Annotated in this window: 28 protein-coding genes; 11 read left to right on the top strand and 17 right to left on the bottom strand. The window is 61.6% G+C overall.

The window, feature by feature from the left end:
- Nucleotides 1-52: 52 nt before the first annotated feature.
- The gene (locus AB8B33_RS03790) at nucleotides 53-967 is read right to left on the bottom strand and encodes an SDR family oxidoreductase (protein ID WP_439014403.1); all 915 of its coding nucleotides are present in this window, start codon (nucleotides 965-967) and stop codon (nucleotides 53-55) included.
- Between the two features lie 102 nt (nucleotides 968-1,069).
- On the opposite strand from AB8B33_RS03790, the gene AB8B33_RS03785 reads away from it, so the two are divergent.
- From AB8B33_RS03785 to AB8B33_RS03775, 3 genes are all read left to right on the top strand, one after another.
- Nucleotides 1,070-1,639 (top strand): TetR family transcriptional regulator, encoded by a 570-nt coding sequence (locus tag AB8B33_RS03785; RefSeq protein ID WP_439014402.1) that lies wholly within the window; start codon nucleotides 1,070-1,072, stop codon nucleotides 1,637-1,639.
- Nucleotides 1,640-1,742: 103 nt separating this feature from the next.
- Nucleotides 1,743-2,894, top strand: a complete 1,152-nt coding sequence (gene ampC, locus AB8B33_RS03780) for a class C beta-lactamase (protein WP_439017182.1) — start codon at nucleotides 1,743-1,745, stop codon at nucleotides 2,892-2,894.
- 129 nt (nucleotides 2,895-3,023) lie between these two features.
- Nucleotides 3,024-4,532, top strand: a complete 1,509-nt coding sequence (locus tag AB8B33_RS03775; protein ID WP_113322585.1) for a mechanosensitive ion channel family protein — start codon at nucleotides 3,024-3,026, stop codon at nucleotides 4,530-4,532.
- A gap of 3 nt (nucleotides 4,533-4,535) precedes the next feature.
- Here AB8B33_RS03775 and AB8B33_RS03770 read toward each other — a convergent pair whose 3' ends face one another.
- Entirely contained in the window at nucleotides 4,536-5,030 is a 495-nt protein-coding gene (locus AB8B33_RS03770) for a YcgN family cysteine cluster protein (protein ID WP_310377891.1), read from the bottom strand.
- A 187-nt stretch (nucleotides 5,031-5,217) separates the two neighbouring features.
- On the opposite strand from AB8B33_RS03770, the gene AB8B33_RS03765 reads away from it, so the two are divergent.
- From AB8B33_RS03765 to AB8B33_RS03755, 3 genes are all read left to right on the top strand, one after another.
- On the top strand, nucleotides 5,218-7,401 hold the full coding sequence (locus AB8B33_RS03765) for a transglycosylase domain-containing protein (RefSeq protein WP_113322583.1): 2,184 nt from the start codon (nucleotides 5,218-5,220) through the stop codon (nucleotides 7,399-7,401).
- A 131-nt stretch (nucleotides 7,402-7,532) separates the two neighbouring features.
- Nucleotides 7,533-8,120, top strand: coding sequence for a DUF1214 domain-containing protein (locus tag AB8B33_RS03760; RefSeq protein ID WP_113322582.1), 588 nt, complete (start codon nucleotides 7,533-7,535; stop codon nucleotides 8,118-8,120).
- On the top strand, nucleotides 8,113-8,661 hold the full coding sequence (locus tag AB8B33_RS03755) for a DUF1254 domain-containing protein (RefSeq protein WP_113322581.1): 549 nt from the start codon (nucleotides 8,113-8,115) through the stop codon (nucleotides 8,659-8,661). The genes AB8B33_RS03760 and AB8B33_RS03755 overlap by 8 nt, the downstream gene beginning before the upstream one ends.
- Nucleotides 8,662-8,676: 15 nt before the next feature.
- Here AB8B33_RS03755 and AB8B33_RS03750 read toward each other — a convergent pair whose 3' ends face one another.
- Nucleotides 8,677-8,847 (bottom strand): hypothetical protein, encoded by a 171-nt coding sequence (locus tag AB8B33_RS03750; RefSeq protein ID WP_439014401.1) that lies wholly within the window; start codon nucleotides 8,845-8,847, stop codon nucleotides 8,677-8,679.
- A gap of 541 nt (nucleotides 8,848-9,388) precedes the next feature.
- Here AB8B33_RS03750 and AB8B33_RS03745 point away from each other — a divergent pair.
- Both AB8B33_RS03745 and AB8B33_RS03740 read left to right on the top strand, forming a co-directional pair.
- A complete protein-coding gene (locus tag AB8B33_RS03745; RefSeq protein WP_439014400.1) occupies nucleotides 9,389-9,598 on the top strand; it encodes a hypothetical protein in 210 nt (69 codons plus the stop codon).
- Nucleotides 9,599-9,854: 256 nt separating this feature from the next.
- Nucleotides 9,855-10,907, top strand: coding sequence for a DUF2336 domain-containing protein (locus tag AB8B33_RS03740; protein ID WP_113322594.1), 1,053 nt, complete (start codon nucleotides 9,855-9,857; stop codon nucleotides 10,905-10,907).
- Nucleotides 10,908-11,067: 160 nt separating this feature from the next.
- Here the strand turns inward: AB8B33_RS03740 and AB8B33_RS03735 are convergent, their stop codons facing one another.
- The 4 genes from AB8B33_RS03735 to AB8B33_RS03720 form a co-directional block, all read right to left on the bottom strand.
- Nucleotides 11,068-12,654, bottom strand: coding sequence for an ABC-F family ATP-binding cassette domain-containing protein (locus AB8B33_RS03735; protein ID WP_439014399.1), 1,587 nt, complete (start codon nucleotides 12,652-12,654; stop codon nucleotides 11,068-11,070).
- Nucleotides 12,655-12,778: 124 nt separating this feature from the next.
- Nucleotides 12,779-13,117 carry a DUF1491 family protein gene (locus tag AB8B33_RS03730; protein ID WP_113322578.1) on the bottom strand — a complete coding sequence of 113 codons (339 nt, stop codon included), beginning with the start codon at nucleotides 13,115-13,117 and terminating at the stop codon, nucleotides 12,779-12,781.
- Nucleotides 13,118-13,154: 37 nt separating this feature from the next.
- Nucleotides 13,155-14,603 carry a methyl-accepting chemotaxis protein gene (locus AB8B33_RS03725; RefSeq protein WP_439014398.1) on the bottom strand — a complete coding sequence of 483 codons (1,449 nt, stop codon included), beginning with the start codon at nucleotides 14,601-14,603 and terminating at the stop codon, nucleotides 13,155-13,157.
- A 190-nt stretch (nucleotides 14,604-14,793) separates the two neighbouring features.
- Nucleotides 14,794-15,768, bottom strand: coding sequence for an oxidoreductase (locus AB8B33_RS03720; protein ID WP_439014397.1), 975 nt, complete (start codon nucleotides 15,766-15,768; stop codon nucleotides 14,794-14,796).
- Between the two features lie 54 nt (nucleotides 15,769-15,822).
- On the opposite strand from AB8B33_RS03720, the gene AB8B33_RS03715 reads away from it, so the two are divergent.
- On the top strand, nucleotides 15,823-16,890 hold the full coding sequence (locus AB8B33_RS03715) for an AraC family transcriptional regulator (protein ID WP_439014396.1): 1,068 nt from the start codon (nucleotides 15,823-15,825) through the stop codon (nucleotides 16,888-16,890).
- A gap of 86 nt (nucleotides 16,891-16,976) precedes the next feature.
- Here AB8B33_RS03715 and AB8B33_RS03710 read toward each other — a convergent pair whose 3' ends face one another.
- Nucleotides 16,977-17,930, bottom strand: a complete 954-nt coding sequence (locus tag AB8B33_RS03710) for a peptidoglycan-binding domain-containing protein (protein WP_439014395.1) — start codon at nucleotides 17,928-17,930, stop codon at nucleotides 16,977-16,979.
- Nucleotides 17,902-19,440 (bottom strand): sensor histidine kinase, encoded by a 1,539-nt coding sequence (locus tag AB8B33_RS03705; RefSeq protein ID WP_310377916.1) that lies wholly within the window; start codon nucleotides 19,438-19,440, stop codon nucleotides 17,902-17,904. Before AB8B33_RS03705 ends, AB8B33_RS03710 begins: the two co-directional genes overlap by 29 nt.
- A 450-nt stretch (nucleotides 19,441-19,890) precedes the next feature.
- Here AB8B33_RS03705 and AB8B33_RS03700 point away from each other — a divergent pair, with 450 nt between their 5' ends.
- Both AB8B33_RS03700 and AB8B33_RS03695 read left to right on the top strand, forming a co-directional pair.
- A complete protein-coding gene (locus tag AB8B33_RS03700) occupies nucleotides 19,891-20,430 on the top strand; it encodes a DUF5330 domain-containing protein (RefSeq protein ID WP_310380014.1) in 540 nt (179 codons plus the stop codon).
- A 208-nt stretch (nucleotides 20,431-20,638) separates the two neighbouring features.
- On the top strand, nucleotides 20,639-21,061 hold the full coding sequence (locus AB8B33_RS03695; RefSeq protein ID WP_310377918.1) for a SufE family protein: 423 nt from the start codon (nucleotides 20,639-20,641) through the stop codon (nucleotides 21,059-21,061).
- Nucleotides 21,062-21,158: 97 nt separating this feature from the next.
- On the opposite strand, the gene AB8B33_RS03690 is transcribed toward AB8B33_RS03695, so the two are convergent.
- The 8 genes from AB8B33_RS03690 to AB8B33_RS03655 all read right to left on the bottom strand — a co-directional run bounded on the left by AB8B33_RS03690 (nucleotide 21,159) and on the right by AB8B33_RS03655 (nucleotide 26,340).
- A complete protein-coding gene (locus AB8B33_RS03690) occupies nucleotides 21,159-21,584 on the bottom strand; it encodes a YciI family protein (RefSeq protein ID WP_113322572.1) in 426 nt (141 codons plus the stop codon).
- Nucleotides 21,585-21,949: 365 nt separating this feature from the next.
- Nucleotides 21,950-22,381, bottom strand: a complete 432-nt coding sequence (locus tag AB8B33_RS03685; RefSeq protein WP_007821525.1) for a MucR family transcriptional regulator — start codon at nucleotides 22,379-22,381, stop codon at nucleotides 21,950-21,952.
- Between the two features lie 437 nt (nucleotides 22,382-22,818).
- Nucleotides 22,819-23,151 (bottom strand): monovalent cation/H(+) antiporter subunit G, encoded by a 333-nt coding sequence (gene mnhG / locus AB8B33_RS03680; RefSeq protein WP_007821521.1) that lies wholly within the window; start codon nucleotides 23,149-23,151, stop codon nucleotides 22,819-22,821.
- Nucleotides 23,151-23,462 carry a cation:proton antiporter gene (locus tag AB8B33_RS03675; protein ID WP_310377923.1) on the bottom strand — a complete coding sequence of 104 codons (312 nt, stop codon included), beginning with the start codon at nucleotides 23,460-23,462 and terminating at the stop codon, nucleotides 23,151-23,153. The genes mnhG and AB8B33_RS03675 overlap by 1 nt, the downstream gene beginning before the upstream one ends.
- A complete protein-coding gene (locus AB8B33_RS03670; RefSeq protein WP_310377925.1) occupies nucleotides 23,459-23,938 on the bottom strand; it encodes a Na+/H+ antiporter subunit E in 480 nt (159 codons plus the stop codon). The genes AB8B33_RS03675 and AB8B33_RS03670 overlap by 4 nt, the downstream gene beginning before the upstream one ends.
- Nucleotides 23,935-25,482, bottom strand: a complete 1,548-nt coding sequence (locus tag AB8B33_RS03665) for a Na+/H+ antiporter subunit D (protein WP_439014394.1) — start codon at nucleotides 25,480-25,482, stop codon at nucleotides 23,935-23,937. Before AB8B33_RS03665 ends, AB8B33_RS03670 begins: the two co-directional genes overlap by 4 nt.
- Nucleotides 25,483-25,543: 61 nt before the next feature.
- On the bottom strand, nucleotides 25,544-25,921 hold the full coding sequence (locus AB8B33_RS03660; RefSeq protein ID WP_310377930.1) for a Na+/H+ antiporter subunit C: 378 nt from the start codon (nucleotides 25,919-25,921) through the stop codon (nucleotides 25,544-25,546).
- Nucleotides 25,921-26,340, bottom strand: coding sequence for a Na+/H+ antiporter subunit B (locus AB8B33_RS03655; protein WP_310377932.1), 420 nt, complete (start codon nucleotides 26,338-26,340; stop codon nucleotides 25,921-25,923). The genes AB8B33_RS03660 and AB8B33_RS03655 overlap by 1 nt, the downstream gene beginning before the upstream one ends.
- Between the last annotated feature and the right edge of the window lie 71 nt (nucleotides 26,341-26,411).

Raw genomic sequence — 26,411 nt, 5'->3', positions numbered from 1 at the left:
GAGAGACTAGCAGATTCGCATGGGGATCGATCCCTCGGGCGGCAGCGTCTGATCAGCGATATCCAGTGTCATCCGCCGGCTTACCAGGTTCCTGCACTTCGGCGAGGTAACGCCAGCAGTCCGGCCGCGTGCCGTCGAGATCGGTGAAACCGTAGGCATCGGCCAGCTGGAAGCTTGAGAGCGACTGACCGTTCCATCTCTTGCGGTCGGGATCGGCGGCCAGTGCAGCCACTCCCCGGCCGGTGAAACGCGGCGTTTCCGAGATGACGAAATGCGGCTGGACTTTTGTGCCGTCGCGCCAATTTTCTTCCTTAACCCCATAGATTTCCAGCATCATTTCCGAGCGCATCCAGCCGGGTGAGAGCGAGACGGCAGTGGCACCATGCGCTGCCAGATCTTTGGCATGCGCCCAGGCCATACGGTTCGTGCCCGTTTTCACCAGATCGTAATAGGGGCAGAGCCTGTAATGCGTGGCATTATAATCCGCCGTGCCATCCGTCATCTCCACCAGCAATCCGCCCGGCTGCTCGATCATCAGTGCCAGCGCGTAATGGGCGGTGATGAAATGGGTGTCGATGGCAAGCCGCAGCATGCGCAGGCCCTTGTCGAGGGAATGCTCCCAGACCGGCTTGTTCCACTCCGTCAGATGCTCGCCGCCCCAGATATCGTTGACGAGGATATCGAGCCTGCCCTCCTCCGCGCGAATGCGGGCAACCAGCGCTTCGACTTGCTCCGGCACCAGATGATCCACCTGCACGGCGATGCCACGCCCACCTGCCGCGCTCACCAGTTCGGCGGTCTCCTCGATGGTCTCAGGCCGGCCGTATTCGGATTGCTGCGTGCGGGTCGTGCGGCCAGTCACATAGACGGTCGCGCCTGCCGCGCCCAGTTCCACCGCAATGCCGCGGCCGGCGCCGCGCGTTCCGCCGGCAACAAGCGCCACCTTTCCCTTTAAGTTCGCTGTCACTTCGCTGTCCTCCCCGCTAGAAGCAATTAACCGGCCCAGTCGGCTTACTTGTATATAAACGAATGTTCGTTCATAAATATGGCGAACGCAAGAGGGAATTTCATGCCGCGTCCGCGCACGCTTTCAGATGAACAGCTGCTTTCGATGGTTCTCGATGTGATCCAGTCCGAGGGGCCGGATGCGGCGACCTTTGCGGCGGTCGCGAAGGCAAGCGGCCTTTCCGGCTCGACACTGGTGCAGCGCTTCTCTACCAAAGCCGGCATGCTGCGCGCCGCCCTGCTCCACGCCTGGGACCGGCTGGACGCGGAAACGGCGCGGCTTGCCGATACGCTGCCGAAGACCGCGGACGGAGCGATCGCGCTGCTGACCGGCCTTTCCCAGGACTATGGCGATAATCCCGCCTCCTATGCGGAAGGCCTGCTTCTACTGCGCGAGGATTTCCGCGATCCGGTTCTCCGCGCTCGTGGCGCGGCCTGGGGTGCTGCCCTGACGGCAGCGATTGCCGAGCGTTTCGGGGGACAGGGGCAAGCGCAGACCATTGCCCGGCTGATGCTCTCGCAATGGCAGGGATCGCTGCTCTGGTGGGGCTTCTCGTCCGAGGGAGCTGTAGCCGACTACGTCCAGCGGGAACTACGGCTCTTTCTCGCCGCCCTCGAGCCCAAATTAAACTAGGGTCTCCTGCGAGTTCTTATCGTTTGTGGAGGGACAAAGGGCCACGCTATCGACCGTGTGTCGGCCATATTGCCGGATGCACAGAGAGGAACCGCTAGTGAATATGAGACACTGCCTCATCGCCCTCGCCTTGTCGGCGAGCCCGCTCCATGCAGCAGACATGACGGACAAAGCGTTCCAGGAGATGGTCGATCGCGTTTTTCAGCCGGTAATTAGGAAATACGACATCCCGGGACTGGCCGTCGGCGTGACGATCAACGGCTCGGAATTCTATTACACCTATGGTGAAGCCTCGCGCGAGACGAAAGCACCCGTCACCAGCGACACGATCTTCGAGCTCGGCTCCGTCAGCAAAATTTTTAATGTCACGCTTGCCGCACTTGCCGAACAGCGCGGCCTGTTGTCGATGGACCAGCCGGTTTCGACCTACCTGCCGGAGCTCAAGGGCGGCGCCTTCGACAAGATCACCCTCGTCAATCTCGCCACCCACACGTCAGGCGGCCTGCCGCTGCAGGTGCCGGATAGCGTGAATGACGATGCCGGGCTGATGACCTATCTGAAAAGCTGGAAGCCGGCCTATAAGGCAGGCACCATGCGCTCCTATTCCAATGTCAGCATCGGCCTTCTCGGGCGGATCTCCGGTGAGCGTTTTGGCGGCACTTACAGGCAGGCGGCCGAAGGCAAGTTGTTTCCCGCCCTCGGTCTCAAGAGCACCTTCATCGCGGTTCCGCTTGACGTCATGGATCGCTACGCCTTCGGTTATTCCAACGCCAATAAGCCGGTCCGCGTCGGACCCGGCGTCCTTGAGGACGAGGCCTATGGCATCAAGACCACGGCCCGCGACATGGTGCATCTGCTGGAACTCAATTTGAAGCCGGGTGCTCTGGCACCCGAATTCAAGGCCGCGATCGAGAAGACGCATATGGGCTATTTCGATACGGCCTATTACACGCAGGACATGGTCTGGGAACAATATGCCTGGCCCGTGGCGCTCAAGAAGCTCCTCGACGGCAACTCGGCCAAGATGAGTCTGGAAAGCCAGCCGGTCAAACAGCGGGCGAAGCCGCTTGCGCCGCAAAGCGCGGTGCTGATGAACAAGACCGGATCGACGAACGGCTTCGGCGCCTATGTCGTTCTGGTGCCGAAGGCGCATATCGGCCTGACGGTGCTGGCGAACCGGAACTATCCGAACCCGGTACGTGCCGAAACGGGGCTGAAGCTCATCCAGGCGCTGGAAGCTTACGCGGCGAAATAGCTCAAATGGCCGGCCGGGCAAAATCCCGGCCGGTATTATCAACGGTCACGACACCCTATCCATTCGTGTCAGAGGACAGGACTTCTTCTTCCGTGATATAGGGTCCAACGCCCAATCAGGATGTACTGCATGTCATGGCAGATGCTGGAAGATCCGCTGTATCAGTTTATTGTTCTCGTTCTGGCCAGTGCCGCGGCGCGGTTCATTTTCGGACGGGAACCTGCCTTCCGGCTGATCGCCAACTTCATCTTCTTCGCGCTGCTGACCTTGCTGCTCGTGAAGCACGAGATTGCCCCCTATACGTCCGATATGGGCAAGGCCGACGATCTCTTCCGGCGCATCTTCGTCGGGGTCGCCAAGGCCGTCTGGTGGATAGGCGGCGCAATGGTGCTGGCGAGCTCGGTGCGGCTCTTCCTGATTTTCGAGCGCAAACCACGCGAGGGGCGCCTGCTGCAGGATCTCGTCGTCGCCATCATCTATCTCGGCGCCGGGCTTTCGGTCGTGGCTTACGTCTTCGGCGCGCCGATCGGCACGCTGATTGCTACATCGGGTGTCTTCGCCATCGTGCTCGGTCTTGCGCTGCAGAGCACGCTGAATGACGTATTCTCGGGCATCGCACTCAATCTCGGCCGGCACTATAGCGTCGGCGACTGGATCGTCCTCGACGATGGCGTGCAGGGCCGCGTGGTGGAAACGAACTGGCGTTCAACCCATCTTCTGAACGGCACCAACGACCTCGTCATCGTTCCCAACAGCGCGCTCGCCAAGGCGCGGCTGACGAACCTGACGAGCCCTGAAGAAGCCCATGGCGTCTCGCTGAAGATCCGGGTTGTTCCCTCGATCCCACCGGCGACCATCGAAGAGACGATGCGCACGGTACTTTTGAGCAGCAACGCCATCCTGAAATCCCCTACCCCTGTTGTCAGCGTCACGGGGCTCGACAGCAATGCCATCGAGTTTGAGCTCTCTTTCCGTGTCTCCGGACTGGGCGAAGCGACGGCTGCCCGGAACGAAGTCTACGATCTCGTCTATCGTCACACCAAGGCGTCAGGCCTCCAGCTTGCGCCACCCGCCGGGTCGACGCTTCCCCCGGTTGCCGATCCGCTGGAAGCGGCCGGAAAGCACCCGAATTCGGCCTGGCGGCTGCTGAACGCCATCCCGCTCTTCTCAACACTGACGGAAGACGAAAAGGAGTCGCTCGCGGCCGACATGAAACGGCTGAATTTCCGCAAGGATGCGCTGATCGCGACGCAGGACACCTCGCTGACCTCCCTGATGATCGTGCGGCGCGGCGTTGCCGTCGTGGAGCGGATCGAGGGCAACGAGATCATCGAGCTCGCCAGAATTGCACCCGGCGATCTATTCGGGGAACGCGGCGTGCTGATGGGTGCGCTCGAGCCGGCCAATATCCGCGCGCTCACATCCGTCATCGTCTATGAAATCGCCAAGGACCATCTCGCCGCGATCATGCAGGAACGGCCGGCGCTTGCCGAAGAGCTGGGACTGCTGCTGTCGCGCCGGATCGAATCCGAGAAACATCACTTCAGCGCCGGCGTATCGGCTGAAGGCAGCCATCCGACGACGCTGACGACGCGCATCCGGCATCTGTTCCAGATCCCCCATGGCACCTGGCCGTAGCGGTCAGCCAGCCTTTTCTTCGGCTTCCCGGTTTTTTTCGGCGTCCTCTCCGACCGTCAGCGGCCAGTCGACGACATAATCCTCGAAATCATCGACATCGACGTCGTTTTCGCTGATGGTGCGGCCGCGGGCCGAGATGCCGGCAGCGTGGACGGTTTCCGGATCCCCTGATACCAGCGGGTGCCACCAGTAGAGATCACGGCCCTCATTGACGAGGCGATAGCCGCAGGTCGGCGGCAGCCATGCGATCTCGGAGACGTTCTCCTTGGTGAGTTGAACGCAGTCAGGCACGAAATCCCAACGGTTCGGATAGCTGGAACATTGACAGCTCTCGCTATCGAGCAGCTTGCAGCGGACCGAGGTGAAATAGACGTCGCCGCTATCCCATTCCTCGATCTTGTTGAGGCAACAGAGGCCGCAGCCGTCGCAGAGGCTTTCCCACTCCTCGGCATTCATTTCGGCAAGCGTCTTGCGCTTCCAGAAGGGCAGATCGTTCATCGTTCGTTTCTTGCAACAGCCGCCCGCAAATTCGCGTGACGACCGTTCAACTCTCTTGTTCTTGTGCGCAAAATCAACCAATCATTCAACATGCTCCGGCTATCCGGAGAGTTGCGGCCCCTTTCAGGCCCCGCTCCTGCGTCCGGATTTCACGGCCGCCGAGCGTGCTCAGGCGGGAATATAGGACGTGCAGGATCCGGACAACCCAGATAATGGGCCAGACGAGCCCGAAAACGGGCAAGGCAAGAAGCCTCAGAAGCAGCAGTCGAGAAACCGACACCTGCTGTTGCGTATCGATTCATGGATCGACTCGACCGTCTGGAACGCTGGCTTCCGCGCTGCAGAAATCTGGGAAGACACCACCATTTTCTTTCGCCGCTTTCGCGTTCGCGGCTGGAAACGTGCGGTGTTCGAACTCGCCGGCGAAGGGCTGACGCTCGGGGCCGTCGGTTTCGTGCTGATGCTGGCGCTCGCGCAGCCGGCTTTCGAGGCCACCAAGGAAGACTGGCGCAACCGCGGCGATTTTGCCGTCACCTTTCTCGACCGCTATGGCAACGTCATCGGCCATCGCGGCGTGATCCATCAGAATTCCGTGCCGATCGACGAATTGCCGGATTCGCTGATCAAGTCCGTCATCGCGACCGAAGACCGCCGCTTCTTCGACCATTTCGGCATCGACGTCATCGGCCTCTTCCGCGCCATGGTCACCAATGCCCAGGCCGGCGAAGTCGTGCAGGGCGGTTCGACGCTGACGCAGCAGCTCGCCAAGAACCTGTTCCTTTCCAACGAGCGCTCGATCGACCGCAAGATCACCGAGGCCTTCCTGGCGTTCTGGCTGGAAGCCAACCTTTCCAAGAAAGAGATCCTCGCGACCTATCTCGACCGCGCCTATATGGGCGGTGGCACATTTGGTGCGGCGGCTGCGGCGCAATTCTATTTCGGCAAGAGCATCACCGACGTGAACCTCGCCGAATCCGCGATGCTGGCCGGCCTCTTCAAGGCGCCGGCCAAGTATGCTCCGCACGTCAACCTGCCGGCGGCGCGCGGCCGCGCCAACGAGGTGCTGACCAATCTGGTTCAGAGCGGACTGATGACCGAGGGGCAGGTGATCGCCGCGCGGCGCAATCCCGCCACCGTCGTCGACCGCAATGAAGTGGAATCGCCCGATTTCTTCCTCGATTGGGCCTTCGACGAGGTGCAGCGTCTGTCGCCGCGCTTCCATCAGCGCTCGCTGATCGTGCGCACGACGATCGACATGGGCATCCAGCAGGCGGCGGACGATTCCATCGAGACGTCGCTGCGCGAATATGGCGAAGCCTATCACGCCAAGCAGGGCGCGATGGTGATGATCGAGAATGGCGGTGCCGTGCGCGCCATGGTCGGCGGACGCGATTATGGCGAGAGCCAGTTCAACCGCGCCACCAAGGCGCTGCGCCAGCCGGGCTCCTCCTTCAAGGTCTATACCTATTCGGTGGCCATGGAGAGCGGGATGACGCCGAAGACGACGATCATCGACGCGCCCATCTCCTGGGGCAACTGGAGCCCGCACAATTACGCAAACCATTATGCGGGCCGCATCACGCTGGAAACCGCGGTCGCCCAGTCGATCAATACCATTCCAGTGCGCCTGGCCAAGGAAAAGCTCGGCATCCAGCCGATCCGTGCCATGGCCAAAGCCATGGGCGTCGAAACGCCGATCCGCGACGACGTGACGATCCCGATCGGCACGTCCGAGGTGACGGTGCTGGACCAGGCGACCGCCTATGCGGTGTTCCCGACCGGCGGCTATCAGTCTCGTCGCCACGGCATCACGCAGGTTCTCGATTATGACGGTGACGTCCTCTACGACTTCGATCGTGACGAGCCGCCCGCCCAGCGCGTGCTGTCGGAACAGGCCGACAGCTACATGAACCAGATGCTGTCGCGCGTGCCCTATGTGGGTACGGCGCGCAAGGCAGCACTCGACAATGGCGTCGTCACCGCCGGCAAGACGGGCACGACGCAGGCCTATCGCGATGCCTGGTTCGTGGGCTTCACCGGCAACTACACCTGCGCCGTCTGGTTCGGAAACGACGACTATACGTCGACCAACAACATGACCGGCGGCTCGCTGCCTGCCATGACCTTCAAGCGCGCCATGGACTATGCCCATCAGGGTGTCGCGCTGCGCCCCATCCCCGGTATCGAAAACCCGCTGCCATCCGAAAAGGATGTCGCCAAGGCCCAGGCCAGCAAGCCGAAGGACGGCGTGCCGACCCTCATTCGCCCGCGCATGCTCTCCGTGCAATCGACAAACATTCTCAAGGGCATCGGCGAGAAACTGAAGGATGCTGCACCGCTCGAGGTACAGAAGGTCGCGAGCGCGGAGTGATGCTTCGGCTGTTTTAGTCAAACCGACATATCTGGTTTGCCAAGACTTGGGGGACACATCGCCTCACGGCATTCCACCCTGCCAGAATCAGTGGTAACCCTTTCAACTGATTTGATCTTCAAGGGCGCAAGGTGTTTCGGTTTCCCCTTTTCATCCTAATCACGCTGATCGTCGCCTTCGGCGGCGGCATCATGATTTCGCTTTATGCGCTGGATGCAACGCAGGGATTCGGGGCGATCAAGCTCGGGGCCTGGGAGGCCTTTCCGGAACTCCAGACCGTCGACGCAGACCCCTACGCAAAGTCGCATCGTGCGCGCGCAGGCAAGCTGCTCTATGGCAGTGCCGAGGGCCTGACCTTTACAGCGAGTGTGGACGATAGCGGCGAGCGGCTGAACGCTGCCTGCCGCTACCGCATCATCGGCCAGACGCCGCCGGCGCGGCTGTGGACGCTGTTTACCGCCGACAATGCCGGCAATCCCGCCTCGTTGCAGGCGACCCTGCCAGCAGCGCTGAATTCATGGACGGTGCTGCGACAGCCCGATAGCAGCTTCACCATCGACATTGCCGCACGCGCTGAGCCCGGCAACTGGCTGGCGCTGCCGCAGGCCGGCACATTCCGGTTGGTGCTGACGCTATTCGATACGCCGACTGCCGGCAGCTCCGGCGTGATCGACCTTTCGATGCCGAAGCTGACCAAGATCGGATGTGGCAATGCTTAGGGTGTTCTTCGCCCTCCTCACCGGGCTTTTCGGCGCAGCACTTCTGCACCTCGTCATCATTCTCGCTCTGCCACACTTCACCGGCCGCGATGCCGCAACGCGCGTGGAGGCTGAGGGCGATCCGAACACTTTCTATCTGCTTACCGGCCGCTATGACGAAGCAGGGCTCGCCAATGGCGATCCCTTCGTGCGCACCGCCGTCTGCTCCTTCGATGTGAGCGAGGCTCCGGTGCATTTCACCGCCAAGGGCAATGTGCCCTTCTGGTCAATCGCGATCTATGACAGCGCCTCGAACGAGGTCTTCAGCATGAACGACCGCACCTCCGTCGGCGGCGCGCTCGACGTTGTTACGGCAAGCCCGATCCAATTGACGGACCTCCGGAAGAACCTGCCGCAGGAACTGCAGCAGACGATCATGGTGGAGATGGCACATCCTGAGGGGTATGCGGTGCTGCGCACGCTGGCGCCGCAGGCAAGCTTCGACGAAGCCGCGCGAGCCTTCCTGACGGAAGCGACCTGCGATGAACTCGACGCCCGCTAGGGTTGTTTTCGTGAGTTACTTGTTATTGACGCGCGGCGCAGAATGCGCCGGATTTTTCTTCGGGGTTTCGACGATCCGTTCGTAACGGACGCCGGTGAACCAGAGGATTTTTGCTTCGCGGGGCTCTTTACCCATGCGGCGCGGCTCCTCACGCAGCCGGTCCGCCAATGCGACTACAATTGCCATTCTCGTCTCCATGCACTGCCCGAGACGGATGAACTTGCGATGGATTTCACCCTGCCCGCCATGCTGCGGGCCAGCGCGTCCTCAAGCGCCGGATGAACCGGACCGAGGGCATTCGCGCCTTTCTCACGGCACCTGACCGAAATACCGTGATGTTGCGGAGCTTCCACGATCCATATTCCCAAATCGCGTCGTTCCTGTCCGAATTGAGACACACGACCGTTAACAGATTACTAATATTCAGCCACTGCTTTGGGCAGTCTGCTCGGCATTGAGATAACGCGCAGAATGGTTGTTTGGTTTCAGTCGCGAAAAAGAAAAGACCGGCTGAAAGCCGTCGGATAAAATTAGAAACAATTCAGATAGTTAACAGCCCCTCTCCGCTGAAACGGCCGTTGCACCGCAGGTGTTGCAAATATGCGTCACAAAAATATTAATTGCCGCAAGGGTGGATGGGTGTATTCTCGCCCCATCGGCCAAAAGTTTAAGGCATTGGCCGCCTGGGAGATTGTACGTGCTCTTGCTGCCATACGGAGAGCAACCCATGCCCCTTCTATACAACGCCACATTCACGTCAGAAGATCTGGATATATTGCGTAGCGCGCTGGATGCCTGGTGCGCGGAAAAGCAGATCGACATCAGAAGTGTCGAAGCGCAGTTTGCTGCTTCGACCGCGCTCGACCTTTTTTACCAGTCGGGCCATGACGACCACGACAAACTGCTGTCGGCACTCAGAGGCCACAAGGGCCTCTAGATTATTTGCCGGCTATTTATCCACATCTTTAAAAACTGGAAATCGCCCCGCTTCCGGGGCGTTTGATTTTATTTTGCCGGCTCACCAATCCACGACACGCGAAACGTGTATATTTCTGTTGCATTTTAATAGAATCTTCAGCATCCATTAACCGTGCCGGTGTAGGATTTGTTCATAACCGTATGTCTGACATGCGTCCCGCCAGCGCTTGTCGGCCCACGGTCTCCCGCTTGTTCTGCGTTTTCGGGGTGTTCTTGTGCGTGACCGGTTTCGAGACCTAGAGGGCCCCATGGCCATCAGGAAGAAGGACGTGGTGTTAATGGCGACTGTCAGCAGTTTCGAGAACCTGTCACATCCGACACGCTCCGAACTGCGCCAGTTTGCCGAACTCTTCATGCCGCTTTTCCAGGCCTCCTCCGAAGAGGCAAGACGCCAGGCCGTAGCAGCTCTTTCCCAATGCGAGAACATGCCGGCAGCAGTTGCACTGTTCATCGGCAACCAGCCAATCGAAGTCGCCGCACCTTTCCTCGCTGCCTCCAAGGCAATCAGCGACGATACGTTGATCACCATTGCCCGCACCCATGGTGCTGCGCATGTGAAGGCGATCGTCAGCCGGGATTCCCTGTCGCCGAAGGTCATCGATGCGCTGGTGGCGCTGCGCCAGGCCGAGCCGCGCCCATCCTCCGCCGCACCGGCCGAGCAGCCGGCTATGCCGCTTTCGCCGATGCCTGCTGCACCCGAAGTGGACCAGCAGGAAGCAGAACGCATTGCCAATGAAGAGGCGCTGCGCGAGCGCATCCGAAGCCTTGCCGGCCATCTCAGCCGCAACGATGAGGATCGGCTCGGCCTTCGCTCGCTGTCCGACATTCAGGAGGCGCTGCTGGTGCGCTTTGCCCGCTCGCGGGAAGCCACGCATTTCGCCACCGCACTTGCCGATGCGCTGTCTGCCAGCCGCTGGCTTGCCGAGCGCATCATGCTCGACCTCTCCGGCCAGCAACTCGCCACGACGCTGACGAGCCTCGGCATGGGCTTTCTCGATTCCGTCTTCGTGCTAGAAAAGCTCTATCCGCATCTTGCTGAAGTGCAGCACAATGTCAGCCGCGCCTTCCTCGTTCTCGATGCGCTGGACCCGGAAGAGTGCCATGCCCGTGTCGAGGCATGGCGCCGCGCCGACAGCTATACCTACAATCCGCAAAGCCCGGCAGCAGCCCAGCCGGCACCCGCAGCACAGCCACAGGCCGCGCCGGCCTATCGCTTCATCCGGCAGGCGCCGGTGCGCGACCTCAAAAGCGTCAACCGGGCGCGCTAACCGTCAAACAATCGCGTCGGTCCCGCGGCGGCGCGACGCGATATTATGCGCTTAAAGGCATTGCTGACGGCGCTCTTCGCGCTTTTCGCTGACCGACTCAGAGGCTACCGAGCGGCTCTGGTCGCTCAGCGAAAAGCTGCTCGGCATCTCCTTCACGTAACTATCTTGCAGGCAATTCCAGCCGACGCGCGATGCCGACCATCTCCAGAAACACCTCGTCATGGCTGACGATCAGCAGTGCGCCGTCATAAGCCCGGAGACCCGCTTCGACGGCGGCGATGGAATCGATGTCGAGATGGTTGGTCGGTTCATCGAGGATCAGCAGCGCCGGCGGTGTCGCGCCGCCGAGGACACAGGCAAGGCCAGCGCGCAGAAGCTGGCCGCCCGACAAAGTGGAAACGATCTGCAGCGCTGCATCCGCCCGGAACATGAAGCGGGCGAGTGCTGCGCGGCAGGCATTCTCATCCGATTGCAGGTTCAGCCGCCGGAAATTGTCGCGGATCGAGGTCGCGGGGTCGAGCAGGCTGACGCGCTGGTCGAGCATCGAGACGGAGGTCAGCACACGAACCGTTCCTTCCCACGGCTGCAGATCGCCTGAAATCAGCGCGAGCAACGTCGTCTTGCCCGAGCCGTTTGGGCCGGTAACGGCAATACGTTCGGGGCCGGTGATATCGAAGGACAGTTTGCGGATGATGGGTTCGTCCGTCTCGTAACCGGCCGTGACGGCGTCGATCTTCAGCACCGATCTGCTTGGCGGCAGGCCGGTCGAGGGCAGCTTGACGGAGAGCGGCTGCAGGATCTCGATGCGCTTGCGCGCCTCCTCGGCATCCTCGAGCGCCTGCGTGTGACGCCGTTCGGCGAGGCGGGCATTCTCGCCACTGGTACTCTCCGCCTGCCGCTTCAGGCCGCCGGCGATGATGCGCGGCATGTCGCCCTTGGCCGCTTTCTTCTTGCCGGCGCTGTCCTTGCGGGCCTTGCGCTCAGCCGTTTCCTGCGCGCTGCGGGCGACCTCCGCCACACGTTTCTTGGCGTCCGCCAGATCGTGCTCGGCGGCGGCAAGTTCCAGCGCCTTGCGGGCGCGGTAATCGCTCCAGTTTCCGCCATAGCGGGTGGCGCCCAAAGTCGTCAGCTCGACAACGGCGTCCATCGTCTCCAGCAGTTCCCGGTCATGGCTGACGACCAGAGCACCGTGGCGCCAGCCGCTGAGAAGCGAGATCACCGCATCGCGCCCATCCCGGTCCAGATTGTTGGTCGGCTCGTCGAGGATGAGGAAATCCGGATCTTCGAAGATCAGGGCGGCGAATGCTGCACGGGTGCGCTGGCCGCCGGAGAGCGCTGCCAGCAGCGTCAGCGGCCCGGCGGCGAGGCCGGCGCGCTCCAGTGCGGCTTCCATGCGGGCTTCGAGTGTCCAGTCGGCAAGGGCAAGCTCATCGGCGCTCGCTTCGCCACTTTCGGCGCGGTGGAGAATGGCAAGCGCCTGCGCCGCACCGAAGAGATCGGCAACCGTTTCATCCGGCCCGACCTGCACGCTCTGGCGCAGTATGCCTATCGTGCCGGATACGGCGACAGAGCCGGTCTGCGGCTGCAGTTCGTCGGCAACCAACTTCAGAAGCGTGGTCTTGCCAACGCCGTTGCGACCGACGAGGCCGGTGCGCTCAGCATTGAAGCTCAGATCGATATTGGAAAAAAGCGGCCGGCCGTCAGGTGTGGACCACGAAAGATTGGAAAGTGTAATGGATGCAGGCATGGAAATCCCCGATGGCAAGGCGAATTGGCATTGCGATCAGGTTGGAATCCATTTTGCACCGTCCTGTTGGTATTGCGGATGGCGGTAAACTAGGCGGGAATTGGCGTAAATTCAAGGCAGGCCGTCAGCCGGCCATCGGGATGAGTTCCGAGACCTTGTCTGTCTCCAACTCGACAATCCAGAGATCGGGGTCGAACTTGCGCTCGCGGTCCAGCATCTCCCGCACCTTGTCCGGCTCGGCGCGCTCCAGCCTGACTTCGAACAGGCGGTCGCCGCTGCTCTCCTCATCGAAGAAACTCTGCGGGGCTGGCGCATAGAGGGTTTCGAGGCCGTCACGGAAGCGCTGGCGGATGAAGATGGCACCGGCCTGCTCAGCGCCCTTCTTTTCCACGGCAGCAAAATCGCCCGCGGAGAAAACCCTGCGGACGAGAGCGGAAACGTAGATATCGGCGCGCAATCTCATGGGCGCGGTATAGACCGTGCGGCAGGTGGCGGCAACGCTATACCTTGACCGCCAGCCGCAGGCCGCCCCAATGCCGGCCGCGGACGGTGATCGGGGCGGAAATATCCTTCATCATGACAAAATTGCCGCCGCCCATGTCCCGTCGATAGGTCTGGACGAGGAAGGGCGCGGTGCTCCTTCCGGCGGCAAGGCCGACGCGATCGTTGAAGATGCGGCGGTTGCGGCAGTTCGCAGTATTCCAGACGATATCGCCCGGCCGCTGCGGCTCAGAGAACTTGCGGTTATGGGTCGGGAGGTAGCCATTTTCATCGATGGCGGCGCAGAAGGCGATGCGCTGGTCGGAGCCGGCCACCGGCTCCTGGATCGGCGGCAGCAGGCGGTCGGTGAGATCAGTGAAGGGGGCCATCATCTGCACCGGATCGGTGCCTGATATCGGCTGGTACTGGCGGTTGAACAAGCTCTCCATGCCGATTGCGCCTTCGGCAACGGCACGCTCGAGAGCATGCGATATCTTGCCAGCGACGGATTGCGCCTGTTCGATCCAGTGGCGGTCGGCGGTTTCCACGCCGGCGCTCGCGGTCAGCTGGATCAGCGTTTCCGACAGACCGACGACGCTGTCGACGCGTTTTGCCGCCTGCTGCAGTCGGCCGTTGGAATCCAGCACCTCGGCGGACATTTCGCCGAGCTTGGCAACGAAGCCGGCGCAATCGCGGTCCACGGCCTCGGTCGTATTGGCCATGACGGCGGATGAATCGAGGATGCGGGTGATGACATGCTCCATGCTTTCGAAGGCGCCGCGCATTGCCTCAGACTTTTCGCTGACGCCAGCAGCACTCTTGCGCGCGCCGCCGCCGACAGTCGAGAGACGATCGATCTTGACGCGAAGCTGCTCCAGCGTTTCCTGAATGGAGCCCGTCGCCTTGGAAGTCTGCAGCGACAAAGCGCGGATCTCAGAGGCGACGACGGCAAAGCCCTTGCCCGCCTCGCCGGCGCGGGCGGCCTCGATCGCTGCATTGAGCGCCAGAAGATTGGTCTGGCGGGCGATGGTGCTGATTTCGGCGGCCACCTTGTCGACGTCGGTCAGTGAGCGGGAGAAGCCTGCGATTTCCGTGCTGATCTCTTCCGATGACTGAACCATATGGCGGATTTCCTCGACCGAACCGGACAGGCGATCGGCCGATTCCTTCAGCATGTGGCGCGCTTGTGCGGCGGTACTATCCGTCTCACGCAGCGAAACGGCGACGGAACGGTTGGTCTCGGCGATGGAAAGGGCTGTGCGGGTGACGTCATCGAAGGCGGCGGCATGGCGGGCGGACATCGCCGCCATGTCCTGGATGGCGCCGGCTATATCGACGAGGTCGACGCCGAGCGTGGAGGCCTCTTCGGCAAGGCGCGAGAGGATATGGCGCAGAGCGTCGCGATCCGGTCCATCCGGTTCGTGGGCCGGGCTTACGGCATTCTCCTCCACTGCCTTCAACGCCTGCATGATCCAGCTCCCCCAAGCTACATTAGAGAAGCTTCAAACAACATGGTTAACAATTGTCTAAGAATATCGGGGCTTAGACTTAGGTCTTAGGGCCTCTGCCCCTCCGTCATTCTAGGTCTGTCCCCTGGCATCTGCTGGCAGCAGATGCCAGGCACAAGGCCGAGGATGACGTCAAGTGTGGGCTCCGTCTTCAGCTCTGCGTCAGTCCGGTCAGTCTTTCGCTCATCTGCCACAAACGCTCGGCAAGCTCCGGATCGGTCGCCCAGGGGCGCACGCCGAGCAACTCCTCGGAGTTGGCTGGAACAGCCTTGGCGATATCGCAGTTCTCGCAATAGACGCCGCCCATGCCTTCCAGCTCATCGCTGACGGCGCACCAGATGGTGGTTGCGGCACCCTGGGCGATGGTCTTCTTGTTGTTTTGGGGATCGATGACCGGGTTGCCATCGGCATCCACATAGCCGCTCGCCAGAAGATATTCGCGCGACTGATGGCGGATGAGATCGGTCGTGACGATGCCGCCCGGATGCAGTGAGAAGGCGCGCACACCCTCTCTTGCGCCCAAAGCATCCAGCGAGACGGCAAAAAGTGCATTCGCCGTCTTCGACTGGCCGTAGGCGACATAGGGCTGGTATTCGCGGTTTTCGAACATCGGATCGTCGAAATCGATGCCGGCGCGGACATGGCCGCGAGAGGAGACGGCAATGACGCGGGCGCCCTCCGCCTTCACCAGCGCCGGCCAGAGGCGGGCGGCGAGCTGGAAGTGGCCGAGGTGATTGGTGGAGAACTGCGATTCATAACCGCGGCTGTCGCGCGTCAGCGGATTGGCCATGACGGCGGCGTTGTTGATGAGGAAATGCAGCGGTTCGCCATTCTCCAGAAAACGGTCGGCGAAGTCGTCGATCGTGTCGGGATCCATGAGGTCCATGTAGTCGAGCTTCAGACTCGGAACGACTTCAGCGGCGGCCCTCGCCTTCTCGATATTGCGGGCGGGCACGATGACCTTGGCGCCGGCATCCGCCAGCGCGCGGGCGGTTTCGAGGCCGAGGCCGGCATAACCGCCGGTGACGATCGCCACCTTGCCGGTGAGATCATGGCCGGCAATCACCTCTTCCGCCGTGGAAGCGGCGCCGAAGGCGGAGCCTATAGGAGCTTGGGGAGTGGACATAGGATGTCTCCTTTCTAGTCGGAGAACATCTATGTCCCGCGAGCGGGATTCTGAATGCTTGTAAATCCCGATTTCTTGCGCCATCGTACAAAGATGACCAGTGATCCCCTCTCCGAAATGCTTAATCTGCTCGATGCCCGCTGCCTGATGGCCGGCGGGCTGATTGCCGGCGGCGCCTGGGCGCTTGCCTTTCCGCAGCCGAACCGCATCAAGATCAGCGCGGTGGCCAAAGGCCGCTGCTGGCTGGTGCTCGACAATGGCAGCGAGCCGATCCTTCTCGAAGCCGGCGACGTCGTGCTGCTCAACGGCAAGCATTCCTTCGTGCTGGCAACCGATCTTGCGGTGACGCCAGCCGATGCTGTCACAACCTTCAAGGAGAAGAAGGTCAATGGCATGGCGCGGCACGGCATGGGCGAGGATTTCCTCTATATCGGCGGCCATATCGCGCTTGGACCAACCGGCACGGCGCTGCTGCTCGATGTGCTGCCGCCTGTCATCCATGTGCGGGCGACCCTTGCTGAGGCCGGCGTGCTGCGGTGGCTGCTGGATCAGCTGGTGCGGGAAATGGCGGCGGGTAAACCGGGCGCACTGCTTGCCTCCACCCAGCTTTCGCAGCTCATCTTCGTACAGGTGCTGCGCGCCCATATCATGACATCGGAGCCGCTGACGGTCGGCTGGCTGCGCGCCTTCGGCGACGAGAAAATTGCGCCGGCGCTGCGACTGATGCATTCGGACCCGGCGCATGACTGGCAGCTTGGAGAGCTTGCGAAATCGGCCGGCATGTCGCGCACCAGCTTCGCGCTGCGCTTCAAGACGGTCGCGGGCGTCGCTCCGCTCACCTATCTCACCGCCTGGCGCATGCGCCTTGCCGAACGGGCGCTGCGCGAGGGCTCGATGCCCGTCTCCTCGCTGGCGCTTTCACTCGGCTATACTTCGGAAAGCGCTTTCAGCAATGCGTTCAAGCGCGTGACCGGCATTGCGCCGAAGCGCTACCGGACGTCGGCTGCCATCAATATCGGCCCGATCGAAGAAGTGGTGGATGTGGAAGGACGGGTGCCGACAGTGGACTACCGGCTCCTGCGGCTGGCGAACCAGCCATCGTCCCTTGCGCGCCAGGTTTGACGACTGGGTTGTCACCATCAGCAGCCAGTTTTGGTTCGTCTTTTCTTCCGGGAGCAAAACCGCTGCGCATGTTTGCCGGGATTGCTTTAAAGCGCGCCAATTTCCTTGAGCTTCTTCAGCACGGCTTCGCTCGGCTCGCCATTTTCCGGAAGATTATAGTGCTTCTGGAAGTGTCTGATGGCAGCGCGGGTCTGTTCGCCCGCTACGCCGTCGACGCCGACATTGGCGTAGGCCATGTTGGTGAGGCCCTTCTGGATCCTCAGCACCAGATCGACATTGGAAATGCCTGACAGCGGAACCTGTCTCGGCGCAGACGGCGCCGTCTTGACGGTCTTTTCGGCGCTGCGGATGGCAGCTGCAACCGGATCTTCCTCCGTCGCCTTCGACGTCACGTCCTCCCGCGGCTTTTCGACGGGAATGGTCGAGGGGCCGGCGGCATCGGTTCTGAGCGCTGCGAGCACTTCGGGCGTCGCGTCGCCGCTCTGCGCCATGCCGACCGTTTCCTCGAAGAAGAGGATGGCCGCACTGGTGCGCGGGCCGATGACGCCATCCGCATTGCCGTTATAGAGACCGCGGCGGATCAGCTCCTTCTGGATGTCCATCACGAGCTGGTTCGGCTGCTGGCCGGCCACGGCAGGTGGTGGCGTGGTCTGGGTCGTCGCGCTGGCATCGTCCGGCCGCTCGATGCGGAACGTGGTGACATCGCCTTGCGGCTCGGCCTGCGGACGAAAGCCGATAGCCGTCGGCGCGCCCGGATCGCGCGTGCGGAAGATCGGATGCGGGTGCGAGCCGGGCTGATACCAGAGCGCATTGGCGGCGACGAAAGAGAAGATGACGACGAAAGCGATCGTGCCGCCGGCAATGGAAGGATTGCGGCCGATGACGCCGCCGAGCGCACCAGCACCCTGGAGACCGAGGCCACCCAGCGCGGTCGCGCCCTGCAGGCCGACACCGCCGAGCGCCGCCACACCGGTCATCAAAAGGCCCGGCTGCTGCCGCCCTTTCCTGCCTTTAGGCGATTTTCGCTTGCGCGCGGCCATCGAAGAGCCCCTCCTCCAGTTCTACGGCGACCACCGCACCCTTCAGTCGCGGCGGAAACTCGACGGGCCCCGTCTGGCCGGTATCCTCGCCGGTGCAGGCGCCGGAACCATCAGCGGCGATCTCGATGGTGATGATCGTGCCTTCGCCCGGCTGGCTGGCGATGGCGAAATGACCGCCATGCAGGGCGACTAGGCCCTTGACCAGCGAGAGACCAAGACCCGTGCCCTCGAATCGGCGGGTATAATCATTCTGGATCTGGACGAAAGGTTGGCCGAGTGTGGCGAGCCTATCGGCCGGAATGCCGATGCCGGTATCGCTGACCGTCAGCTTGAGAATGCCGTCGCGCATGGCCGCATCGACAGTGACCACGCCGCCAGCTTCGGTGAATTTCACGGCATTGCCGACGAGATTGATGAGGATCTGCTGCAGCGCGCGCTGGTCGGCCACGACCTCTCCGATACCGCGCTGGACACGGTTCGTCAGCGTGACACCCTTGCTCTTGGCCTGCAGGGCCAGCATCGATTCGCAGGAGCGGATCGATGCGCCGATATCGAAAGGCTCGAGCATCAGCTCGTAGCGGCCGGCCTCGATCTTGCTCATGTCCAGCATCGTGTTGACGACGGAGAGCAGATGCGCGCCGGATTCACGGATCAGGCCGGCATATTCACGCTGACGCTCGTTCTCGAACTTGCCGAAATATTCGCCGATCAGGATATCCGAAAAACCGAGGATGGCGTTCAGCGGCGTGCGCAGCTCATGGCTGACGGCGGCAAGGAAGCGGGATTTGGCGTCATTGGCCGATTCCGCATCGGTCGCGCGCGCCTGCGCCTCGGCGCGAAGCCGCTGTTCTACCGAAACATCATGCAACTGGGCAACGACGGCCGAAAGCATGCCGTCGATATCGCGCCGCGCGGTCATATCCATACGCAGGTAAGCGAACTGCCTGCTATCGCGCGAGACCGAGGGACGCTCCAGCCTGAGATCGACGATCGCTTTTTCCTCGCCCTGGCGTAGTGCATCCAGCGCCTGCAGGAAAAGAATGCGGTCGGAAACATGCACCTGCTCGAAGAAGCCTCGGCCTTTCAGGTCGCGCATCCAGGCGAGATAGTCGCGCTTGTCGCGGCCGCCCGTCATCGTCACGCTGCCATGCGGATCGAGGAAGAGCACGAGGCCTGGGCTCATCTCAAGGAAGAGATCGTCGGCAGTGGCTGCCGCCACGTGCTGGGGGATAGCCTGCCGAGCCAGCGCGATGCTGCCGACGGCGGAAAAGAGAAAGGCGGCGCAGACGGTGGCGACACCGGCCGGCAGTGCAACAGCGGGGCTGGTGACGATGGAGAGGCCGACCGGAGCGGCAATAAGAGCGGCAGAAGACAGGAAGACGAGGCGGCGCAGAATCGCGAGCTCACTCTGGCGCACAGCTTCGCCACCGCTCGTCCGGGAGAGCCAGCCTGCCGCTGCCCGGTCCACGAGGGCTGTCGCCCGGCCGCCGATGTCACTCAATACACGCACGCAATACCTGCCCGAAAAGGCCTTTCATTACCCCGGACAATAGGCCCCCTCGGCTTAAGGAAAGGATAAGGCAAAGTCGCCTTCCACAGCCCAAAAACGCTAAAAGTCCCGTTTTGGGCCATCCGCATGGCTCTTTGAATTTTGTGGTTAATAGCAGGTAAGCGACGGATTTTCCTCATATTTCAGCATTGCGTTAACTCTTATGGCAGAGCGGCGGGCCAAAAGCCCAACGATTGCAGGCGGCGGCTGCCACCATGCTTAACGACATCTGGTAGAATTTGACTGAAATGCCCCGAAAATACCGATCATTAAAATTCGAGACAAATTTGCCGCAAATGCCAGTGAGTTTCGAAAAGCGGCATTCGCAACTTGGCGGTAGGGTGCAAACACACCGGACAACCGGCCCGATTCGGCGACAAGACCGGACGGGAAAACAGGATGGGCAAGACAATGTGGTTTCTGATCAAAGGATCATTCTGGTTTGGCCTTGTGCTCGTCGCTCTCTCCGTTTTCAGCTCGGAGAGCTTCGACAATGCCGGCCACCCGCAATTGCAGCTTTCCGACGCCTTCACGGCGGCAAGCGGCGCTTATGACTATATGACCGGCATGTGCTCCGAAAAGCCCGAGGTCTGCACCAAGGGCGGGGAAACCCTGACGGCTCTCGGCTACCGGGCCCGCGAAGGCGCCCGTGTCGCTTATGAACTGCTCGACAGCCAGTTTAGGGATGACAGCTCCAAAATGGCTTCTGCAAAGACGGCTGCGCCGCCGGCGCCTGTGGCACTCGCCGTTCCTTCCCTGCCGGAGGCCGTCACCAACACCGTGCGCGAGGCACAGGCCGCGCTGAACCAGCCGATGCCGCACCTGCCGCAGCCCTACCGCCCGCCGGTCGATGACGGTGCCTCGGCCGAACAGGTCGTGACTGGTACTATCTCGGCTAGCACCATTCCGGCAGGCTCGATCCCGCTGCCGACGCCGAAACCGGCGATCTGACGAATTTCGCGAGCATCCGCCCGCCCCCAAGCTTGCATCGGTGGTCCGCATGACGCGGAGATGCCCCATGCCTGACGTGCCTGCCCTGTTTATTTCAGCACTTTGCTGCGCCGTGAGGATGCCCATCCCTCACGGCGTTTCTTTTTAACTGTTCAAATCTGCGGTCGTTTCACCTATATCATCCGGTAACAGTGAAAGGCCTGACAGCATGGCGACCCTCGACCAGATCATCGACGACTTCTCCTTCCTGGATGATTGGGAAGACCGCTACCGATACGTCATCGAACTCGGAAAGGCGCTGCCTGATTTGGCCGACGCAAAGAAGACTTCCGAGAACAAGGTGATGGGCTGCGCCAGCCAGGTGTGGCTGGTGACGCATACGTCAGGCAATCCCGACAATCCGGTCATGACATTCGAAGGCGATTCCGATGCGCATATCGTGCGCGGCCTCGTCGCTATCGTGCTCGCCACCTATTCCGGCAAGACGGCGTCCGAAATCACTTCGCTGGATGCCTTCGAGATCTTCTCCAAGATCGGGCTCACAGAAAACCTCTCCTCGCAGCGCTCCAATGGGCTGCGCTCGATGGTGAACCGCATTCGCGAGGAAGCGCGTGTACGCGCTGCGGCCTGAGGGCGCGTGATCGGTATAATACAGAGCTGCGATCACATACGGCTGAGCGCCCGGAGGAAATCCGCCGGGCGCCCGAGTATAATATCCCCTGATGGGATTATTTGCCGTCAGCCATCTTTTCGCGCAGGCGCTCTTCCTGCTCGACAAGCTCCGGCGTGAAGGCTTCGCCGAAATCGGCAGCTTCGAAGACCTGGCGGATCTCGATTTCGCTCGGGCCAGGCATCGGATTGGGGCAGCGCTTGATCCATTCCAGCGCTTCATCCATGTCCTTGACCTGCCACAGCCAGTAACCGGCGATCAGTTCCTTGGTTTCGGCGAAGGGGCCGTCGATGACCAGACGCTTCGGGCCATCGAAGGCAACGCGCTTTCCCTTGGAAGACGGATGCAGGCCTTCGCCCGCCAGCATGATGCCGGCATTGACCAGATCCTCGTTATACTTGCCCATGGCCGCCAGAAGCTCAGTCGAGGGCATGACGCCCGCTTCACTGTCTGCTGTCGCCTTGACGATGACCATTACACGCATTGTCTCTTCTCCTCTTATTTGCGGCGGCATGAGTGCCTGCCTGTCATCAATCTCTTTGCTTCACGCAATTCCGAACGCATAACCGCTGGGCACTTTTGCTGGAATTGCCCTAAAGCGTGTCGCGATCTTTCAGATTCACTTGCCACGCTTCAGGCTTTTGTTTTCGCATGTCGTTATCGCAAAACCGCTGCGCACTTTTGCGCGACATGCTTTAGAGACGGATGAGCAATCGCGGGGCCGACATTTTTTGCCGCGCTTTTTTTGAAGATAAATGACGAGGGCCGAACATCCCCGGAAGGGACGATCGGCAAATACAAAAAAGCCGGGCAGCAGGCCCGGCTCTTTATCGTCTAGCGGTATGATACTCAGCCGCGTCCGCGTTTGCGGCGCTGACCCAGGCCCATTTCCTTTGCGAGGCGCGAACGCGCTTCGGCATAGGCCGGGGCTACCATCGGGTAATCGGCAGGCAGGTCCCACTTCTCGCGATATTCTTCCGGCGCGAGATTGTGATGCGTCATCAGGTGGCGCTTCAAGGACTTGAAGTTGCCGCCGCATTCCAGGCACGTAATCTGCTCGTCCTGTACGGACTTGCGGACAGAGACTGCGGGCTTCTGCTTTTCGACGACCGCTGCCACCGGCTGCGGTACGGATGTGTTGCTCAATGCCGAGTGTACATCGGAAATCAGATTGGCCAGGTCGCTGACCGGGACAACGTGGTTGCTGACATAGGCCGCGACGATATCGGCCGTCAGTTCCACAAGCAGCTCCGGCGCATTGCCGGTCGCCATATCCGTCATATTCTTTCTCCTGTTAGCATGCTCAAACGGTCCTTCTCCCAAAAAGACAAAGAACCCTCGTCGCAGAGCCAAACAGCAAAAGAGCAGGTCACAGCCTTTGTTTCGAAAAACCGGAATCCACCCCTAGATTCCGAAGACCGTATTCTGCACCAATACTGCCTGAAGGTGAGCTACTACGTATTCTTCCAGGCCGTCACCCAGTTAGACATTGGCAATCAAGGCTAAGGGACTTGGAAGCAGTACGTTTCTAATTCACAATCAGAACTCTACTTGGATTTTCAAATAGCATCGTTTTCGCAAAAGGCCAATTATTAATTGTGATTTTCCTAGAAAAAAAATCCATCACAAAGAATTGGTCAGCAGTTCAGCAAGCTTTACTCGTGCTTCCGGTGCATAAGTTTGCGTAAAATTGCTTAAAATTCTGAGTAGCCCCGCCTTCAGCGCATTCGCATATCGTCACGTACTGAGATATCAGCCGGGAAATGCCCCGATATATGCGAAGCTCTCGCAAGAAGGTGTGCAGAAACCGGTGCCGTCAGGATGAAGAAGAGGAAACCGGCCAGCGCTCTTGCAAGCACAGCAAGTTCGCCCGAGTAAAGCCCGGCGGCAAGCAACAACAAGCCGGAACCGACCGTGCCGGCCTTGGAAGCGGCATGCATGCGCGTATAGAGATCCGGCAGGCGCACGATACCGATCGCGGCCACCAGCGCGAAGAAGGCGCCGGCCAGCAGCAGGACGGCGGTGATTATAGCGAGCGCATAGTCCATCATCATTCGCTCCTCTTTCGCGTCTCAGGCCCCGCGTTTCCGCGCGAGAGCACGAAACGGGCGAAGGCGACGGTTGCCAGAAAGCCGACGAGGCCGAGCGCAATAGCGATATCGATGTAAAGCGAGAAGCCGGTGCGCACCGCGACGACGGCGATGAAGCCGATGGCGATGCCTGTCAGCATGTCGAGCGCCAGGATGCGATCCGGCAGGCTGGGGCCGGCAATGACCCGCCAGACCGTTATGAAGAGCGCCACGCAGAGGATGCCAAGCGCTGCGAATGCGGCAGTGGAAACGATGGCGGCGGGCGTTATCATCCGAAGGCCTCCATGATACGGCGCTCGAATCCGTCAGCAATATCGCGTCTGACGGCCAGCGGATTGGCACAGTCCAGCGCGTGCACATAGAGCGTACGCCGATCCGCTGACACATCGACCGAGAGTGTGCCGGGCGTGAGCGTGATGAGATTGGCAAGCAGAGTGATCTGGAAATCGCTCGTCACCGTCAACGGGAATGCGAGAATGCCGGGAGTAAGCTGCATACGCGGCGAAAGCACCGTCAGCGCCACCCGCCAGGCGGAAAGCGCCAATTCCTTCAGGAAAAGGCCGGCGAGCAGGAGGACATGCAAAGGGCGGATACGGCGCGGCGGCGAACGGTCGGCAAAGGCTTCGCGCACGACGGCGAGCGACAGCAGCGACAGGACGAGGCCGAAAACGAAATTATGCGGCGAGGCGCTGCCGGTCACGGCGACCCAGGCAATGGCGAGCGGCAGGCTCAGGAACAGCACGATCATCGTATAGTCCCTTCCGGAAAGACGGAAAAGATATAGGCGGAGGGATCGGCAAGCCCGTCGGCGGCCGACCGGGCGAGCTGCAGCAACTGCTCCGGCAGGACGCCGAAGCCGATGACGAGGATCGTCAATGCGGCAAGCGGCAGGCCGGTTGTCCAGCCGGTTCGCACCGGCGGGAGCGTCAGGAGGGCGGGACGCCAATAAGCAAACAGGAAGACGCGGCCACAGGCGATCGTCAGCAGGAAGCCGCCGAGCAGGATCGCGCCCGCCAGCCACCAGGCACCGACATCGAGCGAGGCCTTGACCAGCAGCACCTTCGGCCAGAAGCCGGAAAAGGGCGGCAGGCCGCAGGCGGCCAGGAGCAGCATGAGCGAAATCGCGGCAAACCATCCGCTCTGGCGATAAAGGCCCCCGAGCGCGGCCAGCGAGAAGGAGCCGCCCCGCCTGCCCGCTTCGCCGGCCAGAAGATAGAGCGCCGTCATCAGCACCACTGAATGCAGCGCATAGAAGACCGCGCCGCCGAGGCCATCGGCGGTGCCGAGTGCGGCACCGACCAACATGTTGCCGATGCCTGATATCACCACATAGCCGAGCAGACGACGCAGGTCGGTCTCGGCGAGCGCACCCAATGCGCCGACGAGAACGGTCAGGGCTCCGACGATCGCGATCAGCAGGCTGAGCTCATCGCGCTCGGCCGGCAGCAGCATGACCAGGACACGCAGCAGCGCATAGATGCCGACCTTGGTCAGCAGGCCAGCAAAGAGCGCGGAAACGGCGATGCGCGGCGTGTGGTAGGAGGCCGGCAGCCAGAAATTCACCGGGAAGGCCGCGGCCTTCATGGCGAAGGCGAGCAGAAAGAGGCAGGCGAGCGTCATCAGTGGCGCTGTGTCGCTCAAGCCCGCTGCCCGCTCGGCAATATCGGCCATGTTGAGCGTGCCGAAGCTCGCGTAGAGGATGCCGACAGCGATGAGGAACAGCGTCGTGGCGATGAGGTTCAGCACCGCATATTTCAGCGCGCCATCGATCTGCGCCCGTTCGGAGCCGAGGATCAGCAGGCCGAAGGAGGAGATGAGCAGCACCTCGAACCAGACATAGAGGTTGAAGATATCGCCGGTCAGGAAGGCGCCGGTGACACCAGCCATCAGCAGCATCAGCAGCGGGAAGAAACCGTAGCGCCGGCCGCTTTCGGTGGTATCCGAGAGCGCATAGATGCCGGCGGCAAGGGCAGCGACCGCTGCGGCGAGCGCCATCAGCGCGCTGAAGATATCGACCGTGAAAGCGATACCGAAGGGCGGCAGCCAGCGCCCCATGACCATGGTGAGCGGACCGTGTTCGACGACCTGCCGCAGGAGAGCGGCGTCGAGAAGCAGGAGGACGGCAAGGCCGGTGACGGCGATCCATGCCTGCAGGCGGGGAAGGTCCCGCAGCATCAGGAGCAGCGCGCCGAGGCTGATGCAGAGCACGACCGGCAGGATCGCCAGCCAGTGGGCCGGCGGGACCGGGGTGGTGACCATGGCGGCAGAGAGATCGGTGATGGGGGCGGCCATCAGGGGGTGCCTCCCTTGATAGCCGACGGGCAGAGGGGGGTGAGCATCCGCACAACCATGCTCAATACCCCACAGGCGGCAGCGGCCGGTCTTCGGGTTCGGCATCGTGCATGCGGGTCGTATCGTCTGTGCCGAGCTCCTGATAGGCGCGGTAGGTCAGCACCAGCAGGAAAGCGAGGAAGGAGAATGAGATGACGATGGCCGTCAGGATCAGCGCCTGCGGCAGCGGATTGGCCGCACCTGATGGCAGCATGTCGGCCCCGGCGGGTATGATCGGCGGCACGACGCGGGTCAGCCGTCCTGCCGTGAAGATCAGCAGGTTCACGGCGTTACCGAGAATGGCGATGCCGAGCATGATACGGATCGAGAAGCGCGACAGGATCAGATAGATGGCGGCCGAAAAGAACAGGCCGACGACGATGGCAAAGAGCGCCTCCATCAGTCCACCTCCCTTTCTTCCAGCGCCAGCGCGATCGAGGCGACGGCGCCGAGCACCACGAAATAGACGCCGAGATCGAAGAGCACGACGCTGGAGAGCGGCACCTCCACGCCTGCCACGACGGGATAGACCCAGAGGCCGGTCATGAAGGGCACGGCAAAAAGGACAGAGATCAGGCCGGCGAGGCAGGAGAGCAGCAGACCGAAGCCGGCAATCGCCAGCGGGTGGAAGCGGATCGCCCGGCGTACTGCCTCAACGCCGAAGGCAATGCCGTAGATCGCCAGAGCCGAAGCGGCAATCAGCCCGCCGATGAAGCCGCCACCCGGCTCATTGTGGCCGCGCAGCAGGATGAAGACGGAAAAGAGCAGCATCAGCGCGGTGATAAAGGGAGCGATCGTGCGGAAGATGATTGTGTTCATGCGGCGCCTCCGCTTCTCTGCGTGGCCGGGCGGTCAGACACGAGAAGGCGGATGCCGACGCCGACAGGTTT

Source organism: Rhizobium sp. 768_B6_N1_8, assembly GCF_051811225.1.
Taxonomy (GTDB): Bacteria; Pseudomonadota; Alphaproteobacteria; order Rhizobiales; family Rhizobiaceae; genus Rhizobium.
The sequence above is the reverse complement of the archived record's forward strand: the minus strand, read 5'-3'. Positions and strand labels throughout refer to the sequence as shown.

Coding starts and splice junctions, on each gene's coding strand:
- AB8B33_RS03785 (WP_439014402.1), top strand. CDS start 1,070: ATGCCGCGTCCGCGCACGCTTTCAGATGAACAGCTGCTTTCGATGGTT.
- ampC (WP_439017182.1), top strand. CDS start 1,743: ATGAGACACTGCCTCATCGCCCTCGCCTTGTCGGCGAGCCCGCTCCAT.
- AB8B33_RS03775 (WP_113322585.1), top strand. CDS start 3,024: ATGTCATGGCAGATGCTGGAAGATCCGCTGTATCAGTTTATTGTTCTC.
- AB8B33_RS03770 (WP_310377891.1), bottom strand. CDS start 5,030: ATGAACGATCTGCCCTTCTGGAAGCGCAAGACGCTTGCCGAAATGAAT.
- AB8B33_RS03755 (WP_113322581.1), top strand. CDS start 8,113: ATGCTTAGGGTGTTCTTCGCCCTCCTCACCGGGCTTTTCGGCGCAGCA.
- AB8B33_RS03750 (WP_439014401.1), bottom strand. CDS start 8,847: ATGGCAATTGTAGTCGCATTGGCGGACCGGCTGCGTGAGGAGCCGCGC.
- AB8B33_RS03745 (WP_439014400.1), top strand. CDS start 9,389: ATGCCCCTTCTATACAACGCCACATTCACGTCAGAAGATCTGGATATA.
- AB8B33_RS03735 (WP_439014399.1), bottom strand. CDS start 12,654: ATGCCTGCATCCATTACACTTTCCAATCTTTCGTGGTCCACACCTGAC.
- AB8B33_RS03730 (WP_113322578.1), bottom strand. CDS start 13,117: ATGAGATTGCGCGCCGATATCTACGTTTCCGCTCTCGTCCGCAGGGTT.
- AB8B33_RS03725 (WP_439014398.1), bottom strand. CDS start 14,603: ATGCAGGCGTTGAAGGCAGTGGAGGAGAATGCCGTAAGCCCGGCCCAC.
- AB8B33_RS03720 (WP_439014397.1), bottom strand. CDS start 15,768: ATGTCCACTCCCCAAGCTCCTATAGGCTCCGCCTTCGGCGCCGCTTCC.
- AB8B33_RS03715 (WP_439014396.1), top strand. CDS start 15,823: ATGCTTGTAAATCCCGATTTCTTGCGCCATCGTACAAAGATGACCAGT.
- AB8B33_RS03710 (WP_439014395.1), bottom strand. CDS start 17,930: ATGGCCGCGCGCAAGCGAAAATCGCCTAAAGGCAGGAAAGGGCGGCAG.
- AB8B33_RS03700 (WP_310380014.1), top strand. CDS start 19,891: ATGTGGTTTCTGATCAAAGGATCATTCTGGTTTGGCCTTGTGCTCGTC.
- AB8B33_RS03695 (WP_310377918.1), top strand. CDS start 20,639: ATGGCGACCCTCGACCAGATCATCGACGACTTCTCCTTCCTGGATGAT.
- AB8B33_RS03690 (WP_113322572.1), bottom strand. CDS start 21,584: ATGCGTGTAATGGTCATCGTCAAGGCGACAGCAGACAGTGAAGCGGGC.
- AB8B33_RS03685 (WP_007821525.1), bottom strand. CDS start 22,381: ATGACGGATATGGCGACCGGCAATGCGCCGGAGCTGCTTGTGGAACTG.
- mnhG (WP_007821521.1), bottom strand. CDS start 23,151: ATGATGGACTATGCGCTCGCTATAATCACCGCCGTCCTGCTGCTGGCC.
- AB8B33_RS03675 (WP_310377923.1), bottom strand. CDS start 23,462: ATGATAACGCCCGCCGCCATCGTTTCCACTGCCGCATTCGCAGCGCTT.
- AB8B33_RS03670 (WP_310377925.1), bottom strand. CDS start 23,938: ATGATCGTGCTGTTCCTGAGCCTGCCGCTCGCCATTGCCTGGGTCGCC.
- AB8B33_RS03665 (WP_439014394.1), bottom strand. CDS start 25,482: ATGGCCGCCCCCATCACCGATCTCTCTGCCGCCATGGTCACCACCCCG.
- AB8B33_RS03660 (WP_310377930.1), bottom strand. CDS start 25,921: ATGGAGGCGCTCTTTGCCATCGTCGTCGGCCTGTTCTTTTCGGCCGCC.
- AB8B33_RS03655 (WP_310377932.1), bottom strand. CDS start 26,340: ATGAACACAATCATCTTCCGCACGATCGCTCCCTTTATCACCGCGCTG.